General features: G+C 64.5%; 17 protein-coding genes. 5 read left to right on the top strand and 12 right to left on the bottom strand.

Going from position 1 to position 20,787, the window contains the following annotated elements; all coding sequences use genetic code 11:
• Positions 1-200 precede the first annotated feature (200 nt).
• The 5 genes from ISP20_RS20520 to ISP20_RS20540 form a co-directional block, all read right to left on the bottom strand.
• Positions 201-1,103 (bottom strand): cupin-like domain-containing protein, encoded by a 903-nt coding sequence (locus tag ISP20_RS20520; RefSeq protein ID WP_204638082.1) that lies wholly within the window; start codon positions 1,101-1,103, stop codon positions 201-203.
• 275 nt (positions 1,104-1,378) lie between these two features.
• On the bottom strand, positions 1,379-2,023 hold the full coding sequence (locus ISP20_RS20525; protein ID WP_204638083.1) for a DUF2894 domain-containing protein: 645 nt from the start codon (positions 2,021-2,023) through the stop codon (positions 1,379-1,381).
• Positions 2,013-2,663, bottom strand: coding sequence for an OmpA family protein (locus ISP20_RS20530; protein WP_204638084.1), 651 nt, complete (start codon positions 2,661-2,663; stop codon positions 2,013-2,015). The genes ISP20_RS20525 and ISP20_RS20530 overlap by 11 nt, the downstream gene beginning before the upstream one ends.
• Positions 2,660-4,756 (bottom strand): DUF802 domain-containing protein, encoded by a 2,097-nt coding sequence (locus ISP20_RS20535; RefSeq protein ID WP_204638085.1) that lies wholly within the window; start codon positions 4,754-4,756, stop codon positions 2,660-2,662. The genes ISP20_RS20530 and ISP20_RS20535 overlap by 4 nt, the downstream gene beginning before the upstream one ends.
• Before the next feature lie 10 nt (positions 4,757-4,766).
• Complete coding sequence (locus tag ISP20_RS20540; RefSeq protein ID WP_204638122.1) at positions 4,767-5,471, bottom strand: DUF3348 family protein; 705 nt, start codon at positions 5,469-5,471, stop codon at positions 4,767-4,769.
• Positions 5,472-5,788: 317 nt separating this feature from the next.
• On the opposite strand from ISP20_RS20540, the gene ISP20_RS20545 reads away from it, so the two are divergent.
• Positions 5,789-6,418: a methyltransferase domain-containing protein gene (locus ISP20_RS20545; RefSeq protein ID WP_204638086.1), complete on the top strand. Its 630-nt coding sequence runs from the start codon at positions 5,789-5,791 to the stop codon at positions 6,416-6,418.
• A gap of 1 nt (position 6,419) precedes the next feature.
• The gene (locus ISP20_RS20550) at positions 6,420-7,343 is read left to right on the top strand and encodes a flavin reductase (RefSeq protein WP_204638087.1); all 924 of its coding nucleotides are present in this window, start codon (positions 6,420-6,422) and stop codon (positions 7,341-7,343) included.
• 216 nt (positions 7,344-7,559) lie between these two features.
• Here the strand turns inward: ISP20_RS20550 and ISP20_RS20555 are convergent, their stop codons facing one another.
• The 4 genes from ISP20_RS20555 to ISP20_RS20570 form a co-directional block, all read right to left on the bottom strand.
• Positions 7,560-9,653 (bottom strand): TonB-dependent siderophore receptor, encoded by a 2,094-nt coding sequence (locus tag ISP20_RS20555; RefSeq protein WP_204638088.1) that lies wholly within the window; start codon positions 9,651-9,653, stop codon positions 7,560-7,562.
• A 156-nt stretch (positions 9,654-9,809) separates the two neighbouring features.
• Positions 9,810-10,601, bottom strand: coding sequence for an SGNH/GDSL hydrolase family protein (locus ISP20_RS20560; protein WP_204638089.1), 792 nt, complete (start codon positions 10,599-10,601; stop codon positions 9,810-9,812).
• A gap of 92 nt (positions 10,602-10,693) precedes the next feature.
• On the bottom strand, positions 10,694-12,892 hold the full coding sequence (locus tag ISP20_RS20565; RefSeq protein WP_204638090.1) for a TonB-dependent receptor: 2,199 nt from the start codon (positions 12,890-12,892) through the stop codon (positions 10,694-10,696).
• Positions 12,893-13,095: 203 nt separating this feature from the next.
• A complete protein-coding gene (locus ISP20_RS20570; RefSeq protein WP_204638091.1) occupies positions 13,096-13,239 on the bottom strand; it encodes a hypothetical protein in 144 nt (47 codons plus the stop codon).
• Between the two features lie 189 nt (positions 13,240-13,428).
• On the opposite strand from ISP20_RS20570, the gene ISP20_RS20575 reads away from it, so the two are divergent.
• The gene (locus ISP20_RS20575) at positions 13,429-13,680 is read left to right on the top strand and encodes a hypothetical protein (protein ID WP_204638092.1); all 252 of its coding nucleotides are present in this window, start codon (positions 13,429-13,431) and stop codon (positions 13,678-13,680) included.
• A 3-nt stretch (positions 13,681-13,683) separates the two neighbouring features.
• Here the strand turns inward: ISP20_RS20575 and ISP20_RS20580 are convergent, their stop codons facing one another.
• Entirely contained in the window at positions 13,684-14,514 is an 831-nt protein-coding gene (locus ISP20_RS20580) for a helix-turn-helix transcriptional regulator (RefSeq protein ID WP_204638093.1), read from the bottom strand.
• A 165-nt stretch (positions 14,515-14,679) separates the two neighbouring features.
• On the opposite strand from ISP20_RS20580, the gene ISP20_RS20585 reads away from it, so the two are divergent.
• Entirely contained in the window at positions 14,680-15,555 is an 876-nt protein-coding gene (locus tag ISP20_RS20585; protein ID WP_204638094.1) for an isocitrate lyase/PEP mutase family protein, read from the top strand.
• Positions 15,556-15,642: 87 nt separating this feature from the next.
• On the opposite strand, the gene ISP20_RS20590 is transcribed toward ISP20_RS20585, so the two are convergent.
• Positions 15,643-15,930: a hypothetical protein gene (locus ISP20_RS20590; RefSeq protein ID WP_204638095.1), complete on the bottom strand. Its 288-nt coding sequence runs from the start codon at positions 15,928-15,930 to the stop codon at positions 15,643-15,645.
• 259 nt (positions 15,931-16,189) lie between these two features.
• Here ISP20_RS20590 and ISP20_RS20595 point away from each other — a divergent pair, with 259 nt between their 5' ends.
• Positions 16,190-17,434, top strand: a complete 1,245-nt coding sequence (locus ISP20_RS20595; protein ID WP_204638096.1) for an MFS transporter — start codon at positions 16,190-16,192, stop codon at positions 17,432-17,434.
• A 176-nt stretch (positions 17,435-17,610) separates the two neighbouring features.
• Here ISP20_RS20595 and ISP20_RS20600 read toward each other — a convergent pair whose 3' ends face one another.
• Positions 17,611-20,511 carry a TonB-dependent receptor domain-containing protein gene (locus tag ISP20_RS20600; protein WP_204638097.1) on the bottom strand — a complete coding sequence of 967 codons (2,901 nt, stop codon included), beginning with the start codon at positions 20,509-20,511 and terminating at the stop codon, positions 17,611-17,613.
• Positions 20,512-20,787 lie beyond the last annotated feature (276 nt).

Consider the following 20,787-nt stretch of genomic DNA (forward strand, 5'->3'; position numbering starts at 1 on the left):
CGGCCTGCGCCGGAATGACGGTGATGGGAATGAGCGTCGCTGAAAATGGCGGCCTTTCGAGCGCGCCTTCAGCGGAATCGCCCACGCGATCACACGATTGAAACACCCCAAGCAGTGCCCTCTAACGAAGCGGCGCATGAAATTGCGTCGCATCGTTAGAAGCTGCTTCCACTCTTCGGCCTATGACTGACGTTGCACCGTCAATCCGCCACCGCGTATTCGCTCCGCCGCCGCAATGAAGGGCAGGCCGGTGGATGCCCGCCAGGACCGTGGCAGACCACGATGGCTGAAGCGGCTGCCAACGCAGCGTGATCGAACACGTGGCTCTTGCCGACATCGGGCGGCGTCATGCCGAGCCGGTAGAGCATTTCGCGCATCACATGCACTTTGGCATTCCTGCGCGTGGCATGGGTGTTGTAGGTGAAGCTGATGGTGGTGGACGCCTCGTTGCTGGTCTCGACCATGTGCGGACTGGTCAGCGGCATGTAGACGCCCATGCCGGGCCTGAGTTCGAACACGTGGGCCCGCTGCCGGAACTCGTCATGCCACAGCGTCCGGCTCAAGTCGTGGCGCAGGTGGAAGCAGTCGCGGGCACGCTCGCTGCAGACGTCGGTATCGTCGGGATCCCAGACGTAGACGGTCTTGGTGCCGCGCACCTGCAGCAGCAGTACGTGGCTGCGGTCGATGTGGAAAGGCGTGGCCGTGTTCGGCGACGCGGAGAAGATCCAGCCTGCCCGGTAGTACAGGCCGGGATCTTTCCGCTCGATCTGTGGCTTGATCGGATTGATGACCGAATCCACCAACTCGCGATAGAGCGGGTCCGCCTGGATATGCCGCAACAGCACCCAGGCCTTCGCCGCGCTGATGTCGCGTAGCGAGTCGACCGCTGACTTGCTGGTCGGAAACAGCGTGGCGGCATCGTCGAAGTCGGTCCCGGCGGTGACGTTGCTGCTGAAGGCGTACCAGCGCTTGGTGCCCCGGCAACGCTTGCCCAGCTCCACCAGCTGATCGGTCTGAAGCAGGGGATGATCCGTCAACGTGTGCTTGAACGGCTGGATGCGCCATGGATCGAAAGCAGCCCAATCCATGTCGATGATCGGCATCGCTGTGTCTTTCATAGAGCGCCCTAGAAGTACTCGCGAGTGCACGCATCGCGAGTGATCGAATCGCCCCTGTTGCACTCATTTATACGCTGGCATCCGGGCGCGGAGCAGACGTCTGAAAGCCATAGCCGATGCAAGAAAATGCGCTTGAAACGGGTCCGGCGATCTTCAGCGCAAGAGATTGCTGGGCGGTTCCAAGCGCGAAACAGCCGCGAAGAAAGTTGCGTTGTGATTCAACCGCGTCACAGTTCCGCGCGTTCGACGAACGCGCCTTTTCAAGGCGTGCGCGACTTGGCCTTGCTGCGCTTGCGAGGGCTGGCGGCGCGAGGTGCCTCGCTGCCCGACGACAGGCTGCCGTTGATCTGCTCGACCCACGACAATGCATCGATGTACGACAGGAACTGTTGCAGGTAGCCGGGCGAGAGTTCGCGCATCAGTCCGATCGAGCGGTGCACCAGCGCGCCCGAGTTCAGCGGGCCCGCGTTCTCGGGCACCTGCTCCAGCGACTGCCGCAACTGGCTGCCGGTGCGAACGGCGGACCAGATCTTCTTGAACTCGGCGAGTGTTTCCAGCGTCGGATAGCTGGAGGAGGGCGGCGTTACGTTGTGTGCCGCGAGTATGCGGTCCCGCGTCGCCGTGGAAAGGGCGATGTGTTCAAGCAGTTCGACCAGCGCGCCACGGCCGGCTGCTGGCGCAGCGTTGGCGCTGCCGGCGGTGGCGGCTTTCTCGAGATCGCCGGCATAGCTGTCGATCAGCGCGGCCAGCTTGTCGTCCAGCAGGCGTCGCACCTCGCCCTCATGATTCGCCGCGCGCCGTTCCAGCGCGTCCATCCGCTGGAAGCGAACCGGGTCCAGGCGATCCGCCTGTTGTTCGCGCCATGCATCGAGCACGGCGCGGGCAGGCGTGCCGCTAGGGCTCATGGGACGCCACGTTGGAAGTCGACGGCTTCGGGATGGGCGCTATTTCCACGCGGCGATTCTTCGCCCGCCCTTCGTCGTTGGCGTTCGTGCTGACCGGTTGTTCCGAACCGAACGCCGCTGCGAATACGGACGATGCGGGGACGCCTTCGGCGATCAAGGCGCGCGTCACCGTCAGTGCACGCTCGGCGGAGAGTTCCCAGTTGTCGGCGAACTGGTGGTTGCCATCGCGCACCTGGCGATCATCGGTGAAGCCGCTGACCATCAGGATCTCGTCGCGCGACTTCAGATAGCCGGCGAGCGGAGCGGCCAGGCTCTTCAACACCTCTTGCCCCTCGGGTTGCAACTGATCGGAGTTGAGCGCGAACAGCACGCTGCCGCGGATGCCGATGCGGCCGTTGACCAGGGTGACGCGGCCCGCCGCCAACGGTACCGCCAACGCCTGTTCCAGCGTCTGGCGACGCTGCGCTTCGGCCTGTCGCTGCTTCACTTCCTCGTCCAATCGGCTGGAGAGCTGCAGCTGCACGGCGATCACGCCGACCAGGATCAGCACGAACGCACCCAGCAGCACCGACATCAGGTCGCCGAACGCGGCCCAGATCGGTGCGCTGGACTCGGCTTCGCCGTCCATGTCGTCGATCATGCGATCTCGGTCCCGGCCGGTGCGTGCTGACTGGCGAGCTGCTGCATGTCCTCGATGATCTGCTTCTGCGACAGCATGCTGAGATCGATGACTTCCCTGGCCTGCGCCACGTAGTAAGCGAGCTGCTCATCGCTGCGCACCACCGATTTGTCGAGCGCGCCGGCGATCTGTTCGAGGCGCTCCATCAGCGCTTCATTCGACTGGCCGAACGACTGCACGGCCGAGCCGAAGGCATCGCCCAGGCTGGCCACTTCGACGGCGCTGCTGGTGAGCTGCGCGGCCACGGCGCCGAGCTTGCCGGTTTCCGCTTCGACGTGATCGGTGAAGCGTGTGCTGACGCGTTCCAGCAGATCGGCCGAGGTGAACACCAGGGCATCGACCGCTTCGCGCTGCTCGGTGGAGGCGTGGTTCACGGCGTCGAGCAGCGTTTCCAGCGTGGCCAGCAGGCGGCTGCGCTCTTCCAGCATGGCGGTATCGCGCACCATGCTTTCGGAGAGTTTCTGGCGCAGTTCGGCCACCACTTCGGCCGCGGCCTTCGGCGCTTCCGATGCCGCCTGCACGAGTCGGGAGATCTCGGCGATGGTTTCGCTGGCGTGTGTCTGCGTCTGCGCGGAGATATCGCCGGCGGTGCGTGCCAGCGTGTCGCAGATCTCCCGCTGCTGATCCGCTGCCTGTTGGCCGGCCTGCTGCCATTGCTGACCCAGCGTAGCGCCCATCGCACCCAGCGTCTGCGTCCAGGTGGACAGTCGTTCCTCGTCGCGCGAAGCGAGCGTGCCCTGCAGATCCGCATGCGACTGGTTCACCGTGCGGACCAGCGACGTCGCGTGCTGCTCGAAGTTCGTTGCGGCCTCGGCCCATGCCTGCTGGTTGCGCGCCGCCAGCGCGTCGTTGGCCGCCTGCTGCTGGGACAGCGTCTGCGTCCAGGCCTGCGCCATGCTGCCGGCGGTGGCATCCAGTTGCGCCGTCACGTTCTCGAGCAGGCCGGTCGAGCGCTGTTCGAAGGTTGCGCTGAACTGATCCAGCGTGTGGCGCAGGTCGAGCGAAAGCGTTTCGTTGGTGCGGCGATGTTCGGCCAGTGCCTCGTTCCAGAGGCCGGCCACGGTGGTCGTGGTCGTTTCGAATCCGGCCGAGAGTGTGCTGAGCTGCTGCTGCACGGCCTGCGTGACCTGATCGTGGAGCGTCGCCGTTTCGCGCGCGATGCCTTCCATGGTCGACGCCATGATGGGCTGCAGGGCCGCCGAGGCCGCGCGTGCGCTTTCGGCCACGCTGTCCTTCAACGAAGCTTCCACCGACGAGGCGAGGCGCGTGTAGGTGGCCTCGGTGCGAGTGTGGAACGCTTCATGGCTGGCCAGCTGGCGTTCGCTGGCGTCGATGCTCTGCTGTTCGATGGCCGTCATCATCGCCTGCAGGCGATCGACCAGGGTCGGCATCAACTCGGTCTGCTGCTGCAGGAGCTTGAATGCCTGCTCGCGCTGATGGTGCTTGGAGTACACGCGCAGGCTGCTGGCGGCCTGCGCATCGAGCAATTGCATGGCCTGCAGTCGTTCGCGCCGGCACAGGGCGGACAGCAGCCCCAGCATGGCCGAGCTGGCCACGCCGGCAATCGAGGTGCCGAACGCGAAGCCCAGGCCCTTCACGGGCGCGGCCAGCGATCCGCGCATGGCCTGCAGATCAGTGGCGCTTTCCAGCGCGATGCCGGTGCCGCGAAGCGTCGCCATCATGCCCAGCAAGGTGCCGAGCATGCCAAGCAGCACCAGCAGGCCCACCAGGTAGGGCGTCAGTGCCGGCACCGGCATGGCCACGCGTTCGCCCTCGATGCGCAGGCGCGCGGCGTTGCGCACGCTGGGATGCAGATCGCGGAGCCAGTCGGACAGACTCGATGGCGTCGCGGACAAATCCGTTACGGCCCGCGTGAGCGTCGCCGTGGCCTGGCGATAGCGATACAGCTCCATCGCGCCAGCGAGATAGCAGGCGCCAATCAGCCCCGCGACGGCCGCGCCCAGCGGGTTGGAACCGACATAGCCGGCACCGATCCAGCACACGGCGATCAGGCCAATCGCGAACACGGCGAGATGTAGAAGATTCTTGAACATGACTACCCAGTTAGCGGGTTCGAAGCGCTGCAAGCAGCCCTTCGACCGGTTGAAAACGAACATCCAGTTCGGCGAGCAACACGCTTTGCATGTCCCTGCGAAATACGTCGAGCCAGGCGCCGGGCGTTGCCGCCGGCGCAGTCTCGCTGGCCTGCGCATCGGCCAGCGTTTTAAGTTCCGCCTCGCGCAGGCGTTCGAAATGTTGTCCCAGCACGCCCGACACCGATGCCAGCAGCATCTGTTCGCGCGGGCTCAGGGCGCGTTCCATCACGGCGTCCACCGCCGCGAGCTGGGCCATCGGGGCGCTCTTTTGTGCCAGCATGTCGCGCAGGCGGCCGCGCAGATGGCCGGTGGTGGCCAGCATCTTTCGCTGCAAGGCGAGGTAGCGCTGGCGAAACGGGGTGTAATCGCCCGTCTCACGCGCATCGCTTTCCTCGGTGAAGGCGCGATCCCCGGCAATCGCCAACGCCAGCGAGCTGCGCGTGCGGGCGCACTCGTCCTCCTCGCTGTCGCCGAAGCCCGGGGCACCGTTTTCGGTCGAGTGCTCGCCATCGAGCACCGTGGACAGCGCAACCGCGTGCGTCCAGTCCAGCCAATGGCTCAGCCGGTCCGACAGCGATGATTTGGATGAGGCAACGTCAACGTCCGTCAGGCGTGCAAGCAAGCGAATGAACGTCGGGCCACGGACTGTCGTCCAATGAGGTGCTGGCACGATCACGACTGGTCAAAAAACGGTCATTTTACACGGTAGGGGCTCGGGGGCGCCTGTTTGGTGCGGGCGTGGGGCAGGGCGATCAGGCCGCATTCCGCCGGCTTGTGCGCCTCATGCGGCGCGAACCCTGCCGCATGGGCGTCTCAGCCCGCGCTGGAACGACCGAAAAAGACAACTTTCCGCTCTCGGGCCCGCACTCACGGAACGCTGGAGTCTTTCACAGGCGCCTGAAGTCTCCGCACCCGGCGCGCCGCACGGGCCAGGCGGGCGATCGGCGCCAGGCGCCGGATAAGCGATGAGTCGCGAGGGTAGACGAAGACGTGCATACCGGAGAGCAGTACCACCAGTTCATGCTGGCCTCGCCACGAGTCCAGCTTGTGCGCGACCGCTTTCAGGAGCTGGCGCTGAGCCTGTTGCCGCCGGGTGCCAGCGTGCTCGATTTCGGCGCGGGTACCGGCATCGATGCCAAGGTGTACGCGGCCAAGGGCCATCCGACGTACGTCTACGAGCCTTCGGAGGCGAATTCAGGCTACCTGGAGCTGCATTGCCGCGAGGAGATCGAGCGCCAGGCCATCGCTGCCGTGAGGTCGCCGCTGGACTGCAGGGTGCACGCGGTGACGGCGAATTTTGCGGTGCTCAACCACATTCCGGACCAGGCCGCGCTGTTTGAGCAGCTGTCGCGCGTGGTTCGTCCGGGCGGTTTCGTGTTGGCCAGCATGCTCAACCCGTACTACCTCGCCGATGCGCGTTACGCGTGGTGGCGCGCGAACCTGCTCCATCTCCTTCGCCGCGGCCATTATGCGGTCGACAGCGAGAGTCGCATCCATCGCTTCGCGCCGCGCGTCGTGGCGCGCGCGGCCATGCCGCACTTCCAGCTGGAGCGCGTGCTGCCTAGCGGTCTGGGCATGGCCAACCAGCTCTATCTGTTCCTGTTGCTGCGGCGGCGCTGACATGTGGAAGGACTGGGTCAGGCCGTTCGTGCGCCCCTTGCCGCAATGGTCGACGATTGCGGTGGCGCCGTCGCAACAGTCTGTCGCGGCCACTTTGCGCTGGAACGATGAAACGGCCGATGTCACCGCCGATCATGCGGTGGCGTCGCTCAAGCCGCTGACGATCGTGACCAGCATCGATGCGGGCCCGTCAGCCGTGATCGAATACCGCGATCGCAGCACGGGCCAGATCCTGGGTACGTTGCAACTGGCGAAGACCACGCAGCTTGCCATCGAGCAGGGCTCGCTCACCCTCTACCGCGTCGAGGCGGGCGAGCATCGCTGTCTGCGCTGGCCGCATCGTCCGTGGAATACGTGGCTGCAGAACCGCCTCATGCGCAAGCACCCTTCCGCGCAGCACGCCCTGATGGCGCCTCAGGCGGTGCAGCAGCTGATGATTGCGTATCTGTGTCCGCGCCCCGTGGTGCTGGTGTCGGTGCAGGCGGAAGGCCACCAGAACATCTTCCCGATGGATCTGATTGGCCCATTGGAACGCAGCGGCTTCTATACGCTGGCGCTGCGCAGCACCAACGTCTCCGCCCCCTTCATGCGCCAGACCCGCCGGGTTGCGCTGTCGAGCATGCCTGCCAGCATGAAGACTGCCGTCTACGCGCTCAGCGCGCATCACAAGCGGCCGCTGGACGATTGGAACGAGGTTCCGTTTCCCGTGCGCCCCTCGCGGGAGTTCGCCATTCCTTCCGTGGCCGAGGCGCTATGCGTGCATGAGTTGAGCATCGTGCACAGCCAGGAGTTCGGGTCGCATACGCTGTTCGTGGGGCGCATCGCATCGGCCGAAGAGAAATGCGAGGGCGTGCAGTTGCATCACACGCCGGCGTATTACCAGATGTACCGGCGGCGGCAGGCGATGGGGTTTGCGGAGGTTTGAGGGGTACTTGCGAAAGACCCGCCAGGCCTCGGCGACACCTGTGGGAGCGCACCCTGTGCGCGACAAACCTACGGAGCGATACATCCCAGCGTGGCTGTCGCGCACAGGGTGCGCTCCCACAGAAACACACAGGTTCCCGCGAGCACCCGCCCCTCACCCCGGCCCTCTCCCCGCAGGGGAGAGGGAGAAGTGCCGTGCAAGGCGCGGGCTAGGCGCTCACCAGCGATAGCGCGCCGACACCGTGATCTCCCGCGGATACCCGTAATAGCACCAGATCGCGCTATTGCACGCACTGACGTAATTGCGATCGAACAGGTTGGAGGCGGTGACCTGGAAGCGCCACCGTTCCACGTCATAGTGCGCATTCGCATCGAACAACGTATAGCCGCCCGTGCGGAACTGATTGAACGCGTCGCCGTAGTGCTCGCCGATGAAGCGCACGCCGCCGCCGAAGCCCAGCCCTGCCAGCACGCCTTCGTGCACGTTGTAATCGGCCGACAGCGACGCCTGCTGCTTTGGCACCAGGGCCACTTCCTTGCCCAGCGTCGCGTCGTTCGCATGCGTCACCTTGGCGTCGGTGTAGGCATAGGCGGCGGTCACGTTCAGGTGGTCGGTCAGCGCGACATTCGCTTCCAGCTCCGCACCGCGCGTGCGCGTCTGGCCCTGCTGCAGCGAGAAGAACAAGTGTTCCGGGTCGACCGTGAGCGCGTTCTTCTGGGTGAGCTGGTACACCGCGCCGGTGATCAACGTGCGCCCGTCCGCCGTCTGGTACTTCAGGCCGCCTTCGTACTGGTCGCCGGTGATCGGCTTGAATGCGCTGCCATCGAACGTGGTGCCCACCGTGGTCTTGAACGAGTGCGAGTACGCCACGTACGGCACCAGGCCGATGTCGGTGGTGTAGTTGACGCCAAGGCGGCCGGAGAACGCGTTGTCGTTCTGTTTCTGCTGCGTGTTGGCTATCAGGTCCTTCACGTCGTTGCTGACCCAGTCCTCGCGGCCGCTGGCGACGATGCCCCACTTGCCAATGCTGATCTGGTCCTGCACATACGCGCCCAACTGCTCGAGCAGGCTGTTGGTGTGGAACGTATACGGTGCCGGCGCAATCGGCTGGCCGTAGACCGGATTGAAGATGTCGATGGTCGGCGCGGTGCCGAAGCCCGACTTGTAGTCGTTGCGGCTATGCAGATAGTCCACGCCCATCAAGACATCGTGCTGCACGCTGCCCTGGTCGAATTTCGCCTCGACCTGGTTGTCCACGGCGAACACGTTGGCATGGTCCACCAGCGGGTAGTTGTAGCGATCGAGCGTGCGCAGGTCCGCTTCCAGGCCCAGGCTGCCGATCGAACGGTGATCGACCTTCTCGTTCTGCAGGCGCAGGTCCTGGCGGAACGACCACACTTCGTTGAAGCGATGATTGAAGGCATAACCGATCGACTCGTCGGTCTTCCAGTAATGGTCGTAGCCTGGCTCGCCCGGATTCACGTCGCGCGGAATCTGGCCGTTGGGGTTCGGATACAGCGTGCCCTGCGACGGCAGGAAGCCGCCCACGCCGTCAGACAGGCTGCGCTGGTAACGCGGCAGCAGGGTGAACGAGGTGTTGTCGTCCGGCTGCCAGGTGAGGCTGGGCGCGAAGTAGTAACGGTCGTCCTTGGAATGCTTGATGTTCGAATCGCCCTGGCGCGCCAGGGCCACCACGCGCCACAGCCAATGGCCGTCGTTGTCGAGCTGGCCGCCGGTGTCGCCGGCCAGTTGCTTCTGGCCGAAGCTGCCGATCGTCGCTTCGATTTCGTGCGGTGCATCGAGGCTCGGGCGCTTGCTGGTCATGTCGATCATGCCGCCGGGCGGCAGCTGGCCGTACATCGCCGACGACGGCCCCTTGTTCACTTCGATGCGCTCCAGCCCATAGGGCTCGATGCGCGAATCGGCGGTCCAGGAACCGCTGGGCAGGGACAGGCCGTCGAGGAACTTGGCCGGGTCGTAACCGCGGATCAGGATCCAGTCGCTGCGCGGATCGGCGCCATAGCTGCCACCCACCGCGCCGGCCATGTAGCGCACCGCTTCATCCAGGTTCTGCATGCCGTAAAGGGCCATGCGGTCGGGCGTGATCGCGGTCACCGACTGGGGGATCTCCACCACCGGCGTTTCGGTCTTGGTGGTGGAGTAGACGACGTTCACCGCCTCCAGGGTCTTCTTGTCGTCCGGATGGGCCGCCTTGCCCGGGGTATCGGGCTGGTCATCGGCGTGCGCCGTGCCGAGCAGGGCAAACGAGATCGCGACCAGAAGCGCGGTTCTGGAGAAAGGAGCGGACATGATGGGGAGACCCTTGAAGAAAGCGTGGCCGGGACCGCCACGGACGGTCCGGTTCGCCCGAGGCGAATGACACAATGATAATGATTCTTATTTGTAGATCAACTTCCCGGGTCAAGCGGCTGCGTCAGAAGGGCCGGGCCCACCGCCGGTCAGGGTTTACCGGGCGGGTCCCAGGGCCTGCTGGATGGCCGTTTCGGCCAGGGGTTCCATCACCGCATAGCCCTTGCGTGTGGGGTGCACGCCGTCGTCGGCCAGGCCCGGCTTCATGGCGCCCTCGGGCGTCGCCGTGGCGCGGTAGTAGTCGGCATAGGCGAAACCGTTGCGGCTGGCGTAGTCCTGCATCCAGCGATTCAGCGCCCGGATGATGGGGACCGGCTGCACCTCGGGCCGCCAGGGGAAGCGGCCGGCCGGCGGCACGCTGGCCAGGATCACGCGGATGCCATGCGCCCGGGCCAACTCGGCCATCGAAGCGATGTTGCCTTCCACCTGCTCGAGCGTGGACGGTCCCGTGTTGCCGGCTACGTCATTGGTGCCGGCCATGATGTGCACGGCCTGGGGATGCAGGTCGATCACGTCCTGGCGAAAACGCAGCAGCATCTGCGCCGTGGTCTGTCCGCTGATGCCGCGGTCGAGCTTGCCGTGGGTGAAGAATGCCGCGTCCTGCTGGCCCCAGAACTCGGTGATCGAATCGCCCATGAAGACCACGCGCGGCTTGTTGCCCGCCTTGATCAGTTCGGCATTCTGCGCACGGTAGTGGCACAGCTGGCCGAAATCCTGCGCAAAGAGGTAGGCGTTCCATTGCCCCGTCGGCACCTGCTCGGGCGTTTTCTCGCTGGTGCACGGGTCGGCGACGATGCCGATGGCGTCGTCCTGCGCAAGGGCAGGGCTGGCGACGGCGTCGAGCAGGCCCAGCAGGGCTGCCAGAGCGATGATGCGCGTGACGTGCATGCGTGCTTTCCTCGTTTCCAGGCGACAAGGCGACGCGGCCACCCGCCGCCCCGCTCCGTTATCGGTGCATGTTACGAGGCACGCGTGCGCCGTCACAAATCCGCATGCACGCTCACGAACGCGCTGCGCGGTTCACCCACCAAGGCACCCGCGCCATTGGCCGCCACGAAGTAACGCCGATTGGTGAGGTTGCGCAGGTTCACATCCACGCCCCATACCGCCGCCTGATAGCCCAGCAGGCCGTTCCATACCACCGAGGAAGGAATGCCGTTGACGTTGGTGAGGTCGCTGTAGCTCTTGTCCTGGTAATTCACGCCGCCGCCGATACGGAAACCAGCGATGCCCGCGATGGGAAAGCGATAGGTGGTCCACAGGTTGCCGAGAAAATTGGGCGCGCCTTGCGGACGGTGCCCCACCGAGCTAATGCCCTGCGGGTTGTCGGTGATGGTGGCGTCCTGGCTGGTGACGTTCGCCAGCAGATGCCACTGGTCGGTGAGGGCGGCATCCAGCGAGGCTTCCGTGCCGCGCGTCTTCTGGCTGTCGAACACCACGGCTTCCACGCCGTTGATGGTGGTCGCCGCGGCCACGTGGTCGCGCTTCACATCGAAAGCGGCGGTGTTGAGCACGAGCCGGTCGTCGAACCAGTCGAACTTGAGGCCTGCTTCGTATTGCAGCGCGGACTCCGGCGCACCCACGCCGTTCTGCGTGTTCTCGGAATTGAAGTTGGCGAGATGGCTGCGCGACACGCCGACATAGGGCGACATCCACGAGAACACCTTGTAGAGCGCGCCGATATTCCAGCTCAGCGGCGCATCGTTGCGGGAGTCTTCCACGCCGGCGAGCAGCGGCTTGCCATCGGTGCCGAAGCGGCCGGGAACGGTGATGCGCGGGGTCAGCGAGGTATCCCACCAGTCCTGGCGTACGCCAGCGCGCAGCTTGAACGCATCGGTCACATCGACCTGGTCCGTGGCGTACACGCCGTAGTAGTTCGCACGCAAGCGGTCGTCGTCGCAGGAATGCTTGGCGTCGCACTTGAACGCCACATCGGCGAGCGAGGTTTCCGGCGGCACCGGCGCGAACGCATCGATGATGTTCGGCAGGTCGGCGGTGCTGCGTTCGGTGGACAGGCGCTGGTTCTGGTATTCGAAACCAGTCAGCAGCGTGTGATGCACGGAGCCGGTGAAGAACTTCCACACCGGCTCGAACTGGTAGTCCACGCTGTCGCTGCTGTCATCCTGCTGGCGCAGCTGGCGACTCACCACTTCGCCGTTGGTTACCTTGGTGCTGGCGCTGTCGCCGTTCACCACGGCGTCGAGCGTGCGATGCAGGTAGGAAAGGCGATTGTTGATCGTCAACGCATCGCTCACCGCCCACTGGTCGGACAGCGTGGGCCGCACGAAGTCCGAATGCGCGCTGGTGAACGGCGAGGAATACAACGCATTGATCGATACATGCCGCAACGGCTGGCCGTCGAAGTAGATGATGCCGTACGAATCGGGCGTTTCATGGATGTTGCGCGCATCCAGCGCAACGTCGGTGATGTGGTTGCCCCACAACCAACGCACGGCGGGACGTACTTCGTAGTCATGGCTGTGCAGGTCGCGAAAGCCGTCCACGTGCGAGAAGCTGGCGTCGACGCGATAGTCGAGGCCGTTCACCCCGGTGGGGCCGGTGACGTAGTCGCTGTTGGTCAGGCTGCCGAACGAGCCGTATTGCAGGCTGGCGCCATAGTGAAAGATAGAAGCCGGCGCGTAGTGCACGATGTTGATGGTGCCGCCCGGCGGGCCGCTGCCGAACAATGCCGAGCCTGGACCTTCGAGGATTTCCACGCGCTCCACGCCATTGAGCGAGTGCGACAGACCGCTGAGCTGGTCGCCATCGGAGAACCCGTCGCTGTAGATCTGCGCGTTGAGACCGCGGATCAGGAAGTGGTCGAAGTAGCCCTTGGAATCCTGGTCGCCCGCGTTGATGCCGCTGGCATTGGCGACCACGTCGCGCAGCATGGTCGCGCCTTGCTCGCTCATCAAGGCACGGGGAATGACCTGCACGCTGGCGGGGAGATCTTCCAGCTTGGTGCCGGTCTTGCCCACCGAAGGAGCGAGGTCCGGGTTGTTCACACGATCGCTCTGGTCGTACGTGCCGTGCACCGACACCGGCGTCAGCGTGACGGCGTCCTGCGCCTGCGTCATCGGTACGAGTGCGAAGAGCAGCAACGAGGCGCTTGCAAGACGGCTCAGCGGACAGAAAGACGCCAGGTGGCGTGTGCAGCGGTGATGCTGGATGGGTGACATGGGGCTCCCCCGGCGAAAAAAGTGGCCTCGATCGATTCGCGATTGAGAATCACTTTCATTTGATTTGTGCCGTGGGTGCCGCTTGCCGGTCGAATGGTTTAATCGCAAATAACTGCGTGGACGTTTCCCGGCGCCGCGTCTGGGCGGACGCCGGGAACGCAGGCCTGTTCACGCCTGGTGGGGACGGCAGGCGTGAGGGAGGCTCAGCCGCTGGCCTTGGCCTGGGCTTCATGCAGCTGGTCCGCGCATTCCTGACAACACACTTCGACCACGCGGTGGCCGACGGTGACCTGGATGGCGTTGTCATCCAGCGGGTAATCGCACGCGGCGCAGGTCTTCTCACTCATGGCAGCTCTCCTGAAGTCACCCGACAGTGGGTAGGCTCAGGAGACCACGCGTGTGCCGGAGGGCGCTGTCGAATTCTTTAGCCGTCGACAGCGAAACGCATGAGCGGGGCGAATTTCGGAATCGTCCTATGTTGGCGGCTCCGCACGGTTCCTAAGCTGCACAGCATCTGATTCGTGCAGGTATTTACCGTGAATTTCATCGAAGCCAACTGGCGTCCCGGCGACGCATACAACGAACGCGCACGGCGCATGTGGGCACGCGTGGGTGGTCTTGTGCTTGCCATGGTCACGCTGCTGGGCATGGCGTATTCGGCCGATTGGAAGATCGGCATGATGGCGATCGATCCGCTCGTGTGGATGATGACGCTCGTCGCGCTCGCGGCCGGGCTGGTGACGGGCTACGCGGTCGGTATGCACATCCACCCGTATCCAGGCGAGTGATCGTCAGGCCGGGCGCGACGCCTGGCGGAACTCGGTAGGCGAACGGCCGTAGGCCTGACGGAACGCGTTCGCGAAATGGCTGTGGCTGGAGAAACCCAGTTCCGCCGCGAGCGCGGAAAGGTCTTCCACCTTGCCGAGCAGATCGAGCGCCCGTGCCAGCCGCAGCTGCAACTGGTAGCGATACAACGGCACGCCTTCCACCTGTTTGAACACCTGGGTCAGATAGACGGGCGAACTGCCGATCTCCGCGCCGATCTCGGCCAACGTCCAGCGGCGCGACAGATCGCTGGCCAGCAACATCTTCACGCGATCCGCGAGGCGCCGCCGCGCATGCGTCGACGTGGGCGCGCGCGATGTGCGCGGGCCCAGGCTCCGGCACACCAGCGTGAGCGTGAGCGCCTCGGCTTCCAGCGGCTCGATGTCGCCGTGGTCGAGACTGTGGCGCAGCAGGGCCACCAGCGCTTGCGCGCGCGCATCGATGCGCTGCGACTGCGCGCGGAACACGGTGCCTTCGCCTGCATGAACCCATGCCGTGGGCGCCAGCTCCGCCAGCAGCGCGGGGGAAACATCCAACGAAAGACAGGCATCGCCACCATCAAGCGGATGGCTGACCTGATAGCCCTGCTGCGCATTGAAGAACAGCACATGGTTGGCATCGGCAACGGTCTGGTCGGAGGCGACGTGGCGGAGATAAAGCCCGCGATAGGGAAACACCAGCTGGGTCGAGGCGGCGCATTCCTCCGCGCTGCGATGGCGACAGGTGCCGCTGCAGTGCACGTCGCGCAGCGTCAACGTTTCCGTCGACAGCAAAACCTGGCTGGTGAAACTCGACATGATCGGGCCGGCAGCACTCGTCCGGGGGCAGGTGCCGAGCATAGCAAGGGCTGGCGCATGCGATCCGTCATGCCGAGCGAGTAGCTAAAGATTCTGACAGCGGGTCCGGCGGACGAATGGTCTCCTTGATGCGCCCGGTGTGCGGGCATTGACAGGCCCAACCCCATGAATCACGAACAGATCGCTCGCGCGCAGGCCTTCCACCAGCTGCATGCCGCCGCTGAACCGCTGGTGCTGCCCAATGCCTGGGACGCCGCCAGTGCCCGCATCATCGAGAATGCCGGTGCCCCGGCCATCGCCACCAGCAGCGCTGCCATGGCGTGGACGCTGGGCTACCCCGATGGCGAGCAGATGACGCTGGAAGATCTGCTCGGCGCATGCCGCCGCATCGCCGACGCCGTGTCCGTGCCGCTGACGGTCGACATCGAACGCGGCTATGGCAGCGACGCGGAAGAAACCGGCGGACTGGTTGGCGCACTGCTGCAGCTGGGCGTAGTCGGCATCAATATCGAGGATGGCAAGGATCCGGTGACGGGCCGGCTTGCCGACGCGCGCGTGCTCGCGCAGCGCATCGCCTGCATCCGCGCGGTGGCGGAGCACCGCGGCGTGCCGTTGTTCATCAATGCACGCACCGACACCTACATCACGCCCGGTCTCTCCGGCGAGGCACGCTTCGAGGAAACGCGCAAGCGTGCCCTGGGGTACGTCGAGGCGGGCGCCCATGGCCTTTTCGTTCCCGGCTTGGCGGACACGCAGGAGATCGCACGGCTCGCCGCGGTGTTGCCGGTGCCGTTGAACGTCTATGTAGGCTATCCCGGTGCGCCGGACGCCGCGACCTTGCGCGAGCTGGGCGTGCGTCGGATCAGCCTGGGTTGCGGCACGATGCAGGCGGTGCTGGCGCATCTCGCATGCATCGCGAAGGAGGCACTGAAGGAAGGCCGTTTCGACACCATGGGCGCCAACATGTTGTCGGTGGGCGAAGCGAATGGACTGTTCGCACCCACGACACGTGTGCGAGGCGAGGCGCGTCGCTCGGCATAGATCCTGCGCAGGTCCGCTTCATGACACGCGCAACGCAAAACGCCCGCGTTCAACCCGCGGGCGCTTTGTTTAGTGCGGACCATCGGCTCACCAGTGGTTGCGGTTGGCGGCATCGGCGGCCAGACGCAGTTCCTCGTCGGCCTGGGTCAGCAGCGCCTTGGCGCGGGCGGCGTGGCCGCCAAGACGATCGTCGTTATCGATCTGCGCATCGCTCACCAGCTGCCACGCCTGCACGATGTTCTGCTGGGCATTGCGCAGGTTGCCGTGACGATAGCCGATGTCCACGACCGGACCGCCGTCCTGCGCCATGGTGGCGAACGGTGCGGCCACGGCGGCCGCTAGAACGATGCCCGTGATGATTGCTTTGACATTCATGACATATCTCCAGAAGAAGTGATGGGTTGTCCGCGTGCACGGAGGATCAGTGCATGGGTGACATCGTCCTCCGCTCGCGCAGCCGCTGCTTTCCTATATGCATGGCCTTTTCCAAAAGCCACGGCGGGTCGAGGCCAGCCGCTTGCTGATATGGTTCGGGCCATTAGCCAGGCGTTGGCGGGGTCTGCCAGCGCCGGCGGCGCGATGACGACACGGCGGGAGGGTGTGGATGAAGGCAGTTGCGCAACGTGGGACGCCGATGACCCGCGCCTCAATGGTGATCGCGGGACTCTCCACCGTGGTGGAGTGGTACGACTTCACCCTGTACCTGTATTTCGCCACGGTGCTGTCGCGGGTCTTCTTCGGCGGCGGCGCGCAATCGCTGCTCGCCACACTGGCGGGCTTTGCCATTTCCTATGCAATGCGCCCGCTTGGTGCGCTGATGTTCGGCATCATCGGCGACAAGCTGGGTCGGCGGCACACGTTGCTGATGTCGATGGCGCTGATGACGCTGGCGATGCTGATCACGGCGTTGTTGCCCGACTACCAGCGCATCGGGCCGGCGGCGGGCTATCTGTTGCTGCTGTTGCGTTGCCTGATGGCCTTCTCCGTGGGCGGCGAGTACACCGGCGTCGTTGCCTATCTGCTCGAGGGTGCGGCCAGGCGTCATCGCGGCTTGGTGACCTCGCTGGCTTCCGCCGCCAGCGAGATCGGCGCGTTGCTGGCGGTTGGGGTGTCGGCGCTCACGGTCGGCCTGCTGAGCCAGCACAATCTCGATGCATGGGGCTGGCGCATTCCCTTCTTCGTGGGTGCTGCGCTTGCGGCGAGCATCTGGATTGCGCGCTCGACCATGCAGGAGTCGCCGGATTTCGAGCGGCAGCAAGCCCGCGGCACCGTGCCCGCATCGCCGGTGCGCGACACGTTGGCGCATCATCGCGCTGCGATATGGCGCACCTTTGCAATCTCGGCGCTGGGATCGATCACTTATTACGTGGGCATCACCTATGTGCCCGTTTTTCTCAGCACCACCGGCACCCTGGGCGAGAGCGAATCGCTCACGCTCTCAACGATTGCCGCGGTGGCGGTCATCCTCGTGACGCCCTGGGTGGGAGCGCTGTCCGATCGCGTGGGACGCAAACCCGTGCTGGCCGTACTCGCGGTGTTGTGCGCCGTGTTGCCTTCGAGCATGTTTGCGCTGATGGCGAACGGATCGCTGGCGCAGATCATCGCCGGCGCCGTGGTGCTCGCTTGCGTGGCCGGCGGGGTGAGCGCCGTGGGCGCCCCGGCGACCGCCGAACAGTTTCCCGGCGAGGGCCGACTGAGCGGACTGGCCCTGGGCGTGACGGTGGCCACTGCCATCTTCGGTGGCGTGAGCCCGTTCCTGGCCGAACTCCTGATCAAGCTGACCGGATGGGCCGCCGTGCCCGGCGCGATGATTGCGGTGATCGCGCTGGCGGTCCTGCCGGTGTTGCTGACCATGCCGGAAACGCGGCCGAGCGCTTGAGTTATCGCGTGCCAGTTGCAAGCGTGCTCTCTACGCGGATGCATGCGACGGCGGCGCCGCAACCCTGACGACTCAATGGCCTTCTGGTCCTCTCAAAAACGCGCATAAAAAAACCGGAGCTCCTTGCGGAGCCCCGGTAACGTGTTGCGGGGAGGGTGTTGCCCTTTACGTGTTGCTTAGAACGACTGGTTGTACTGGAGGTAGATGTAGCGACCCAGGTCCAGCGTCGGATCGACCGAGCCCGACGAGTTGTAGCCCAGCACGTAAGCATTGACCGTGTTCGGCGCGTGCTTGTCGAAGATGTCACGCATACCGAAAGCGATCGTGCCCTTCCACGGCAGGGTGTAACGGACCTGCGCATCGTTGAACACGCTGGCGCCCATGCGGTCCGCGCCGGTGCCGTAGCCCCAGTTCACGCTGGTGTAGTTGGGCTTGTTGCAGTGGACGGTGTCGCTGAAGCACTGGTCGAGGAACGCGCCGTAATAGCGGATGCCCCACGTAGCGCCCCAGTTGCCGAGGCTCCAGTCCAGGCCAAGGTTCGCGCGCCAGTGGTTGTAGCCGTACTGGCCGGCGTAGTTGATCACCGGGGCGTCGTTGGTGCTGGCCTGGTTCCAGTCGTCGAGGTAGTTCACGTTCATGTTGAACACGAACTTGCCGAACGAGAACGCAGGCAGGCGATAGTTCACGCCCATGTTGTAGCCGGTGGTTTCGATCCAGCCCAGGTTGGCGTTGCCGCGGTGCAGGTTGATCACCTGGCCGTTGGCATCACGCTGGAAGGCCGAGCAGAACTCCTGCACCGAGTACTGGTAGCACTGGTCCAGCACGTAGTTGGCATCGATCGCCGTGATGACGTTGGTGATCTTGATGTCGTAGTAGTCCAGCGTCATGTCCAGGCCGTCCACATAGTGGGGGCTGTACACGAGGCCGAGCGTACGGGTGGTGCTGTGCTCGGGCTGCAGGAACTCGTTGCCGGCACCGGTGACGAATGGCGTGGTGCCCTGCTGGTTCGGGCCCTTGATCGGGGCGCCAGCGGTATCCAACTGGTGGAAGTTGGTCGGCGACAGACCTGCGGCCGCGCAGTTCTTCGCCACGGTCGGGTTGCTGAGGCTGCCGAACTGGACGTCGCAGGGATCGGTGTACTGATCGAAGGTCTGCGAACCGCCACCGAACAAGTCGCCCAGCGTCGGGGCACGGAAGCCCTTGGCGAACGTGCCGCGCACCATCAGGTCCTCGAACGGCGACCAGGTGAAGCTGTACTTGTTGTTGGTGGTGCTGCCGAAGTTGCTGTAGTGCGAGTAGCGGCTGGCGACGTCCACGGCCAGCGACTTGGCGCCGGGGAGATCCTTCAACAGCGGCGCATTGAGCTCGAGGTACGCTTCGTTGGTCGTGTACGAACCCGTGGTCGGACCGGCGGCAAGGTCGGTGGTGTAACCGGCGCTGGCCATTTCATCCGGCTGGTCGTAACCGCTCACGTTGCGATGTTCGATACCGGCTGCAACGCTGAAGGTGCCGGCCGGCAGCTCGAACAAGCCGCCCGTGATGTTGGCGGTGAAGTCCTTGTTGATGCTCTGATCGGTGGCGTGCTCGCGCGCCATGATGTAGTTCAGCACTTGCTTGTTCGACGCGCTCGGGCCGCCGAGGATGTTGAACGGCGTGCACTGGTTGAGCGCGATCGGGTTGGCAGCGGTACCGCACTGCACGATGCCGCTGGCATTGAGGAACGACGGACCCAGCGCCTGCTGCAGGTTGAGCAGGTTGATGTTGCCGGTGTTCGTGGTATCGACGTCGTACTTGTTGTAGCCGAAGCCAGCGTCCCAGTTCCACGGATGGCTGAGGAAGTCGAAGCTGCCTTCAAAGCCGGCATCGAAGTGCAGCGACTTGGCGCTTTCACTGCTCACGCGCGGCAGCTCGGTGATGCGGCGTGCGAACGACAGGTCGTTGCCCGGCAGCGGGTTGTAGTAGCTCTCGCCGCTCAGGTAGACCGGGAAGTTCGGCTGGCTGGTGCTGGTGAGCGGATAGCCGGCGACCTGGGTCGACGAGTTGCGCTCGGCGTACATGCCGGTCGCCTTGAACGTCACGTTGTCGCTGATGTTGTAGCTGCCTTCGGTGAAGATGGACTTCAGCTCGGTCGGCAGCTGCTCCATCATCTGGTTGGTAGCGTTGAAATAATCGTTGTCCTGCACGCCATCATGGTAGTTGTTGATGTCGCGCGAGTCGGCGCCCACGCCGATGTGGTTCGGATCGCCCGTGTGGTTCAGCACATAGGTGTCACCGTCATTGGGGTTGGTGAAGCGACCCCACGGGCCCGTACCGCTGTAACCAGCCGTGCGGTCGAAATCGCCATAGGTGTACTTGGTGAAGTCGCGATCTTTCGCCCAGATGGCGCTGGTCTTGTTGTAGGTCGCGGCAAACACGATCGAGGACTTGTCCGTGGTGCTGCCCACGGTGAACGAGTAGGCCTGCTGCGTGCCGTCGTTGTTGCCGCCTTCGTTCTGGCCGACCGAACCGCTCACGGCAACGCCGTTGAAGCGATCCTTGAGGATGATGTTGACCACGCCGGCGACGGCGTCGGAGCCGTAGATCGAAGAGGCGCCGTCCTTCAGGATTTCGATGCGGTCGATCAGTGCCACCGGGATGGTGGAAACGTCGGTGTAGCCGTTGAGGCTGGTCATCCAACGCTTGCCGTTCACCAGCACCAGGGTGCGGTTCTCGCCAAGGTTGTAGAGGTTGACGTACTGGCCGCCTTCCTCGGTGTTGCTGGTCAGCACAGCGGCCTTGGAAAAGGTCGGCTGGCCGGTGATGGTGAGGTTTTGCAGGATGTCGCCGACGTTGGTCAGGCCGGTCTTCTGGATATCGGCCTGCGTCATGGTGATGACGGGCTGCGCGGTTTCCACGTCCACGCTGCGAATGCGCGAACCGGTTACCGTGATGGTTTCGAGTTTCTTGGCCGAATCAGGATTGGCCTGAGCGGGCGTGCTGGCGTCCTGAGCGAACACCGAACCCGCAACTGCGAGGGCGCCCACGGTAAGGCCGAGGCGAATCGCGACAGACAGCTTGCTGTTTCCGAAATGCTTCACGTTTTAGCTCCCCTAACGACGTGATCGACTGAGTTGTGTAGCCAGGCGTCGTCCTGGCTTTCTGTAGGCGCGCAGATCCCCGCGGCGCTGTCCGATGGACAGTTCCGAAAGCCCTCACAAATGAGCAGGAAATTACGGGTCCCCCTGCCGCCTGTCACCGAACTTAGACGCGTCCCTCACGAAAAGTCAACGATTTTCGTAAGTGATGTGTAAGTTTCAATTGAGACAACTGCTTACGCGATTGTCGTCGCGTGGCAAGACGCTCAAACAGTCGTT

Origin of the sequence: Dyella kyungheensis, assembly GCF_016905005.1 — a bacterium.
GTDB classification, from domain to species: domain Bacteria; phylum Pseudomonadota; class Gammaproteobacteria; order Xanthomonadales; family Rhodanobacteraceae; genus Dyella; species Dyella kyungheensis.

Excerpts from the sequence above, each read along its gene's own strand:
- ISP20_RS20520 (WP_204638082.1), bottom strand. The coding sequence starts at position 1,103 with ATGCCGATCATCGACATGGATTGGGCTGCTTTCGATCCATGGCGCATC.
- ISP20_RS20525 (WP_204638083.1), bottom strand. The coding sequence starts at position 2,023 with ATGAGCCCTAGCGGCACGCCTGCCCGCGCCGTGCTCGATGCATGGCGC.
- ISP20_RS20530 (WP_204638084.1), bottom strand. The coding sequence starts at position 2,663 with ATGATCGACGACATGGACGGCGAAGCCGAGTCCAGCGCACCGATCTGG.
- ISP20_RS20535 (WP_204638085.1), bottom strand. The coding sequence starts at position 4,756 with ATGTTCAAGAATCTTCTACATCTCGCCGTGTTCGCGATTGGCCTGATC.
- ISP20_RS20550 (WP_204638087.1), top strand. The coding sequence starts at position 6,420 with ATGTGGAAGGACTGGGTCAGGCCGTTCGTGCGCCCCTTGCCGCAATGG.
- ISP20_RS20555 (WP_204638088.1), bottom strand. The coding sequence starts at position 9,653 with ATGTCCGCTCCTTTCTCCAGAACCGCGCTTCTGGTCGCGATCTCGTTT.
- ISP20_RS20560 (WP_204638089.1), bottom strand. The coding sequence starts at position 10,601 with ATGCACGTCACGCGCATCATCGCTCTGGCAGCCCTGCTGGGCCTGCTC.
- ISP20_RS20565 (WP_204638090.1), bottom strand. The coding sequence starts at position 12,892 with ATGTCACCCATCCAGCATCACCGCTGCACACGCCACCTGGCGTCTTTC.
- ISP20_RS20570 (WP_204638091.1), bottom strand. The coding sequence starts at position 13,239 with ATGAGTGAGAAGACCTGCGCCGCGTGCGATTACCCGCTGGATGACAAC.
- ISP20_RS20580 (WP_204638093.1), bottom strand. The coding sequence starts at position 14,514 with ATGTCGAGTTTCACCAGCCAGGTTTTGCTGTCGACGGAAACGTTGACG.
- ISP20_RS20585 (WP_204638094.1), top strand. The coding sequence starts at position 14,680 with ATGAATCACGAACAGATCGCTCGCGCGCAGGCCTTCCACCAGCTGCAT.
- ISP20_RS20590 (WP_204638095.1), bottom strand. The coding sequence starts at position 15,930 with ATGAATGTCAAAGCAATCATCACGGGCATCGTTCTAGCGGCCGCCGTG.
- ISP20_RS20595 (WP_204638096.1), top strand. The coding sequence starts at position 16,190 with ATGACCCGCGCCTCAATGGTGATCGCGGGACTCTCCACCGTGGTGGAG.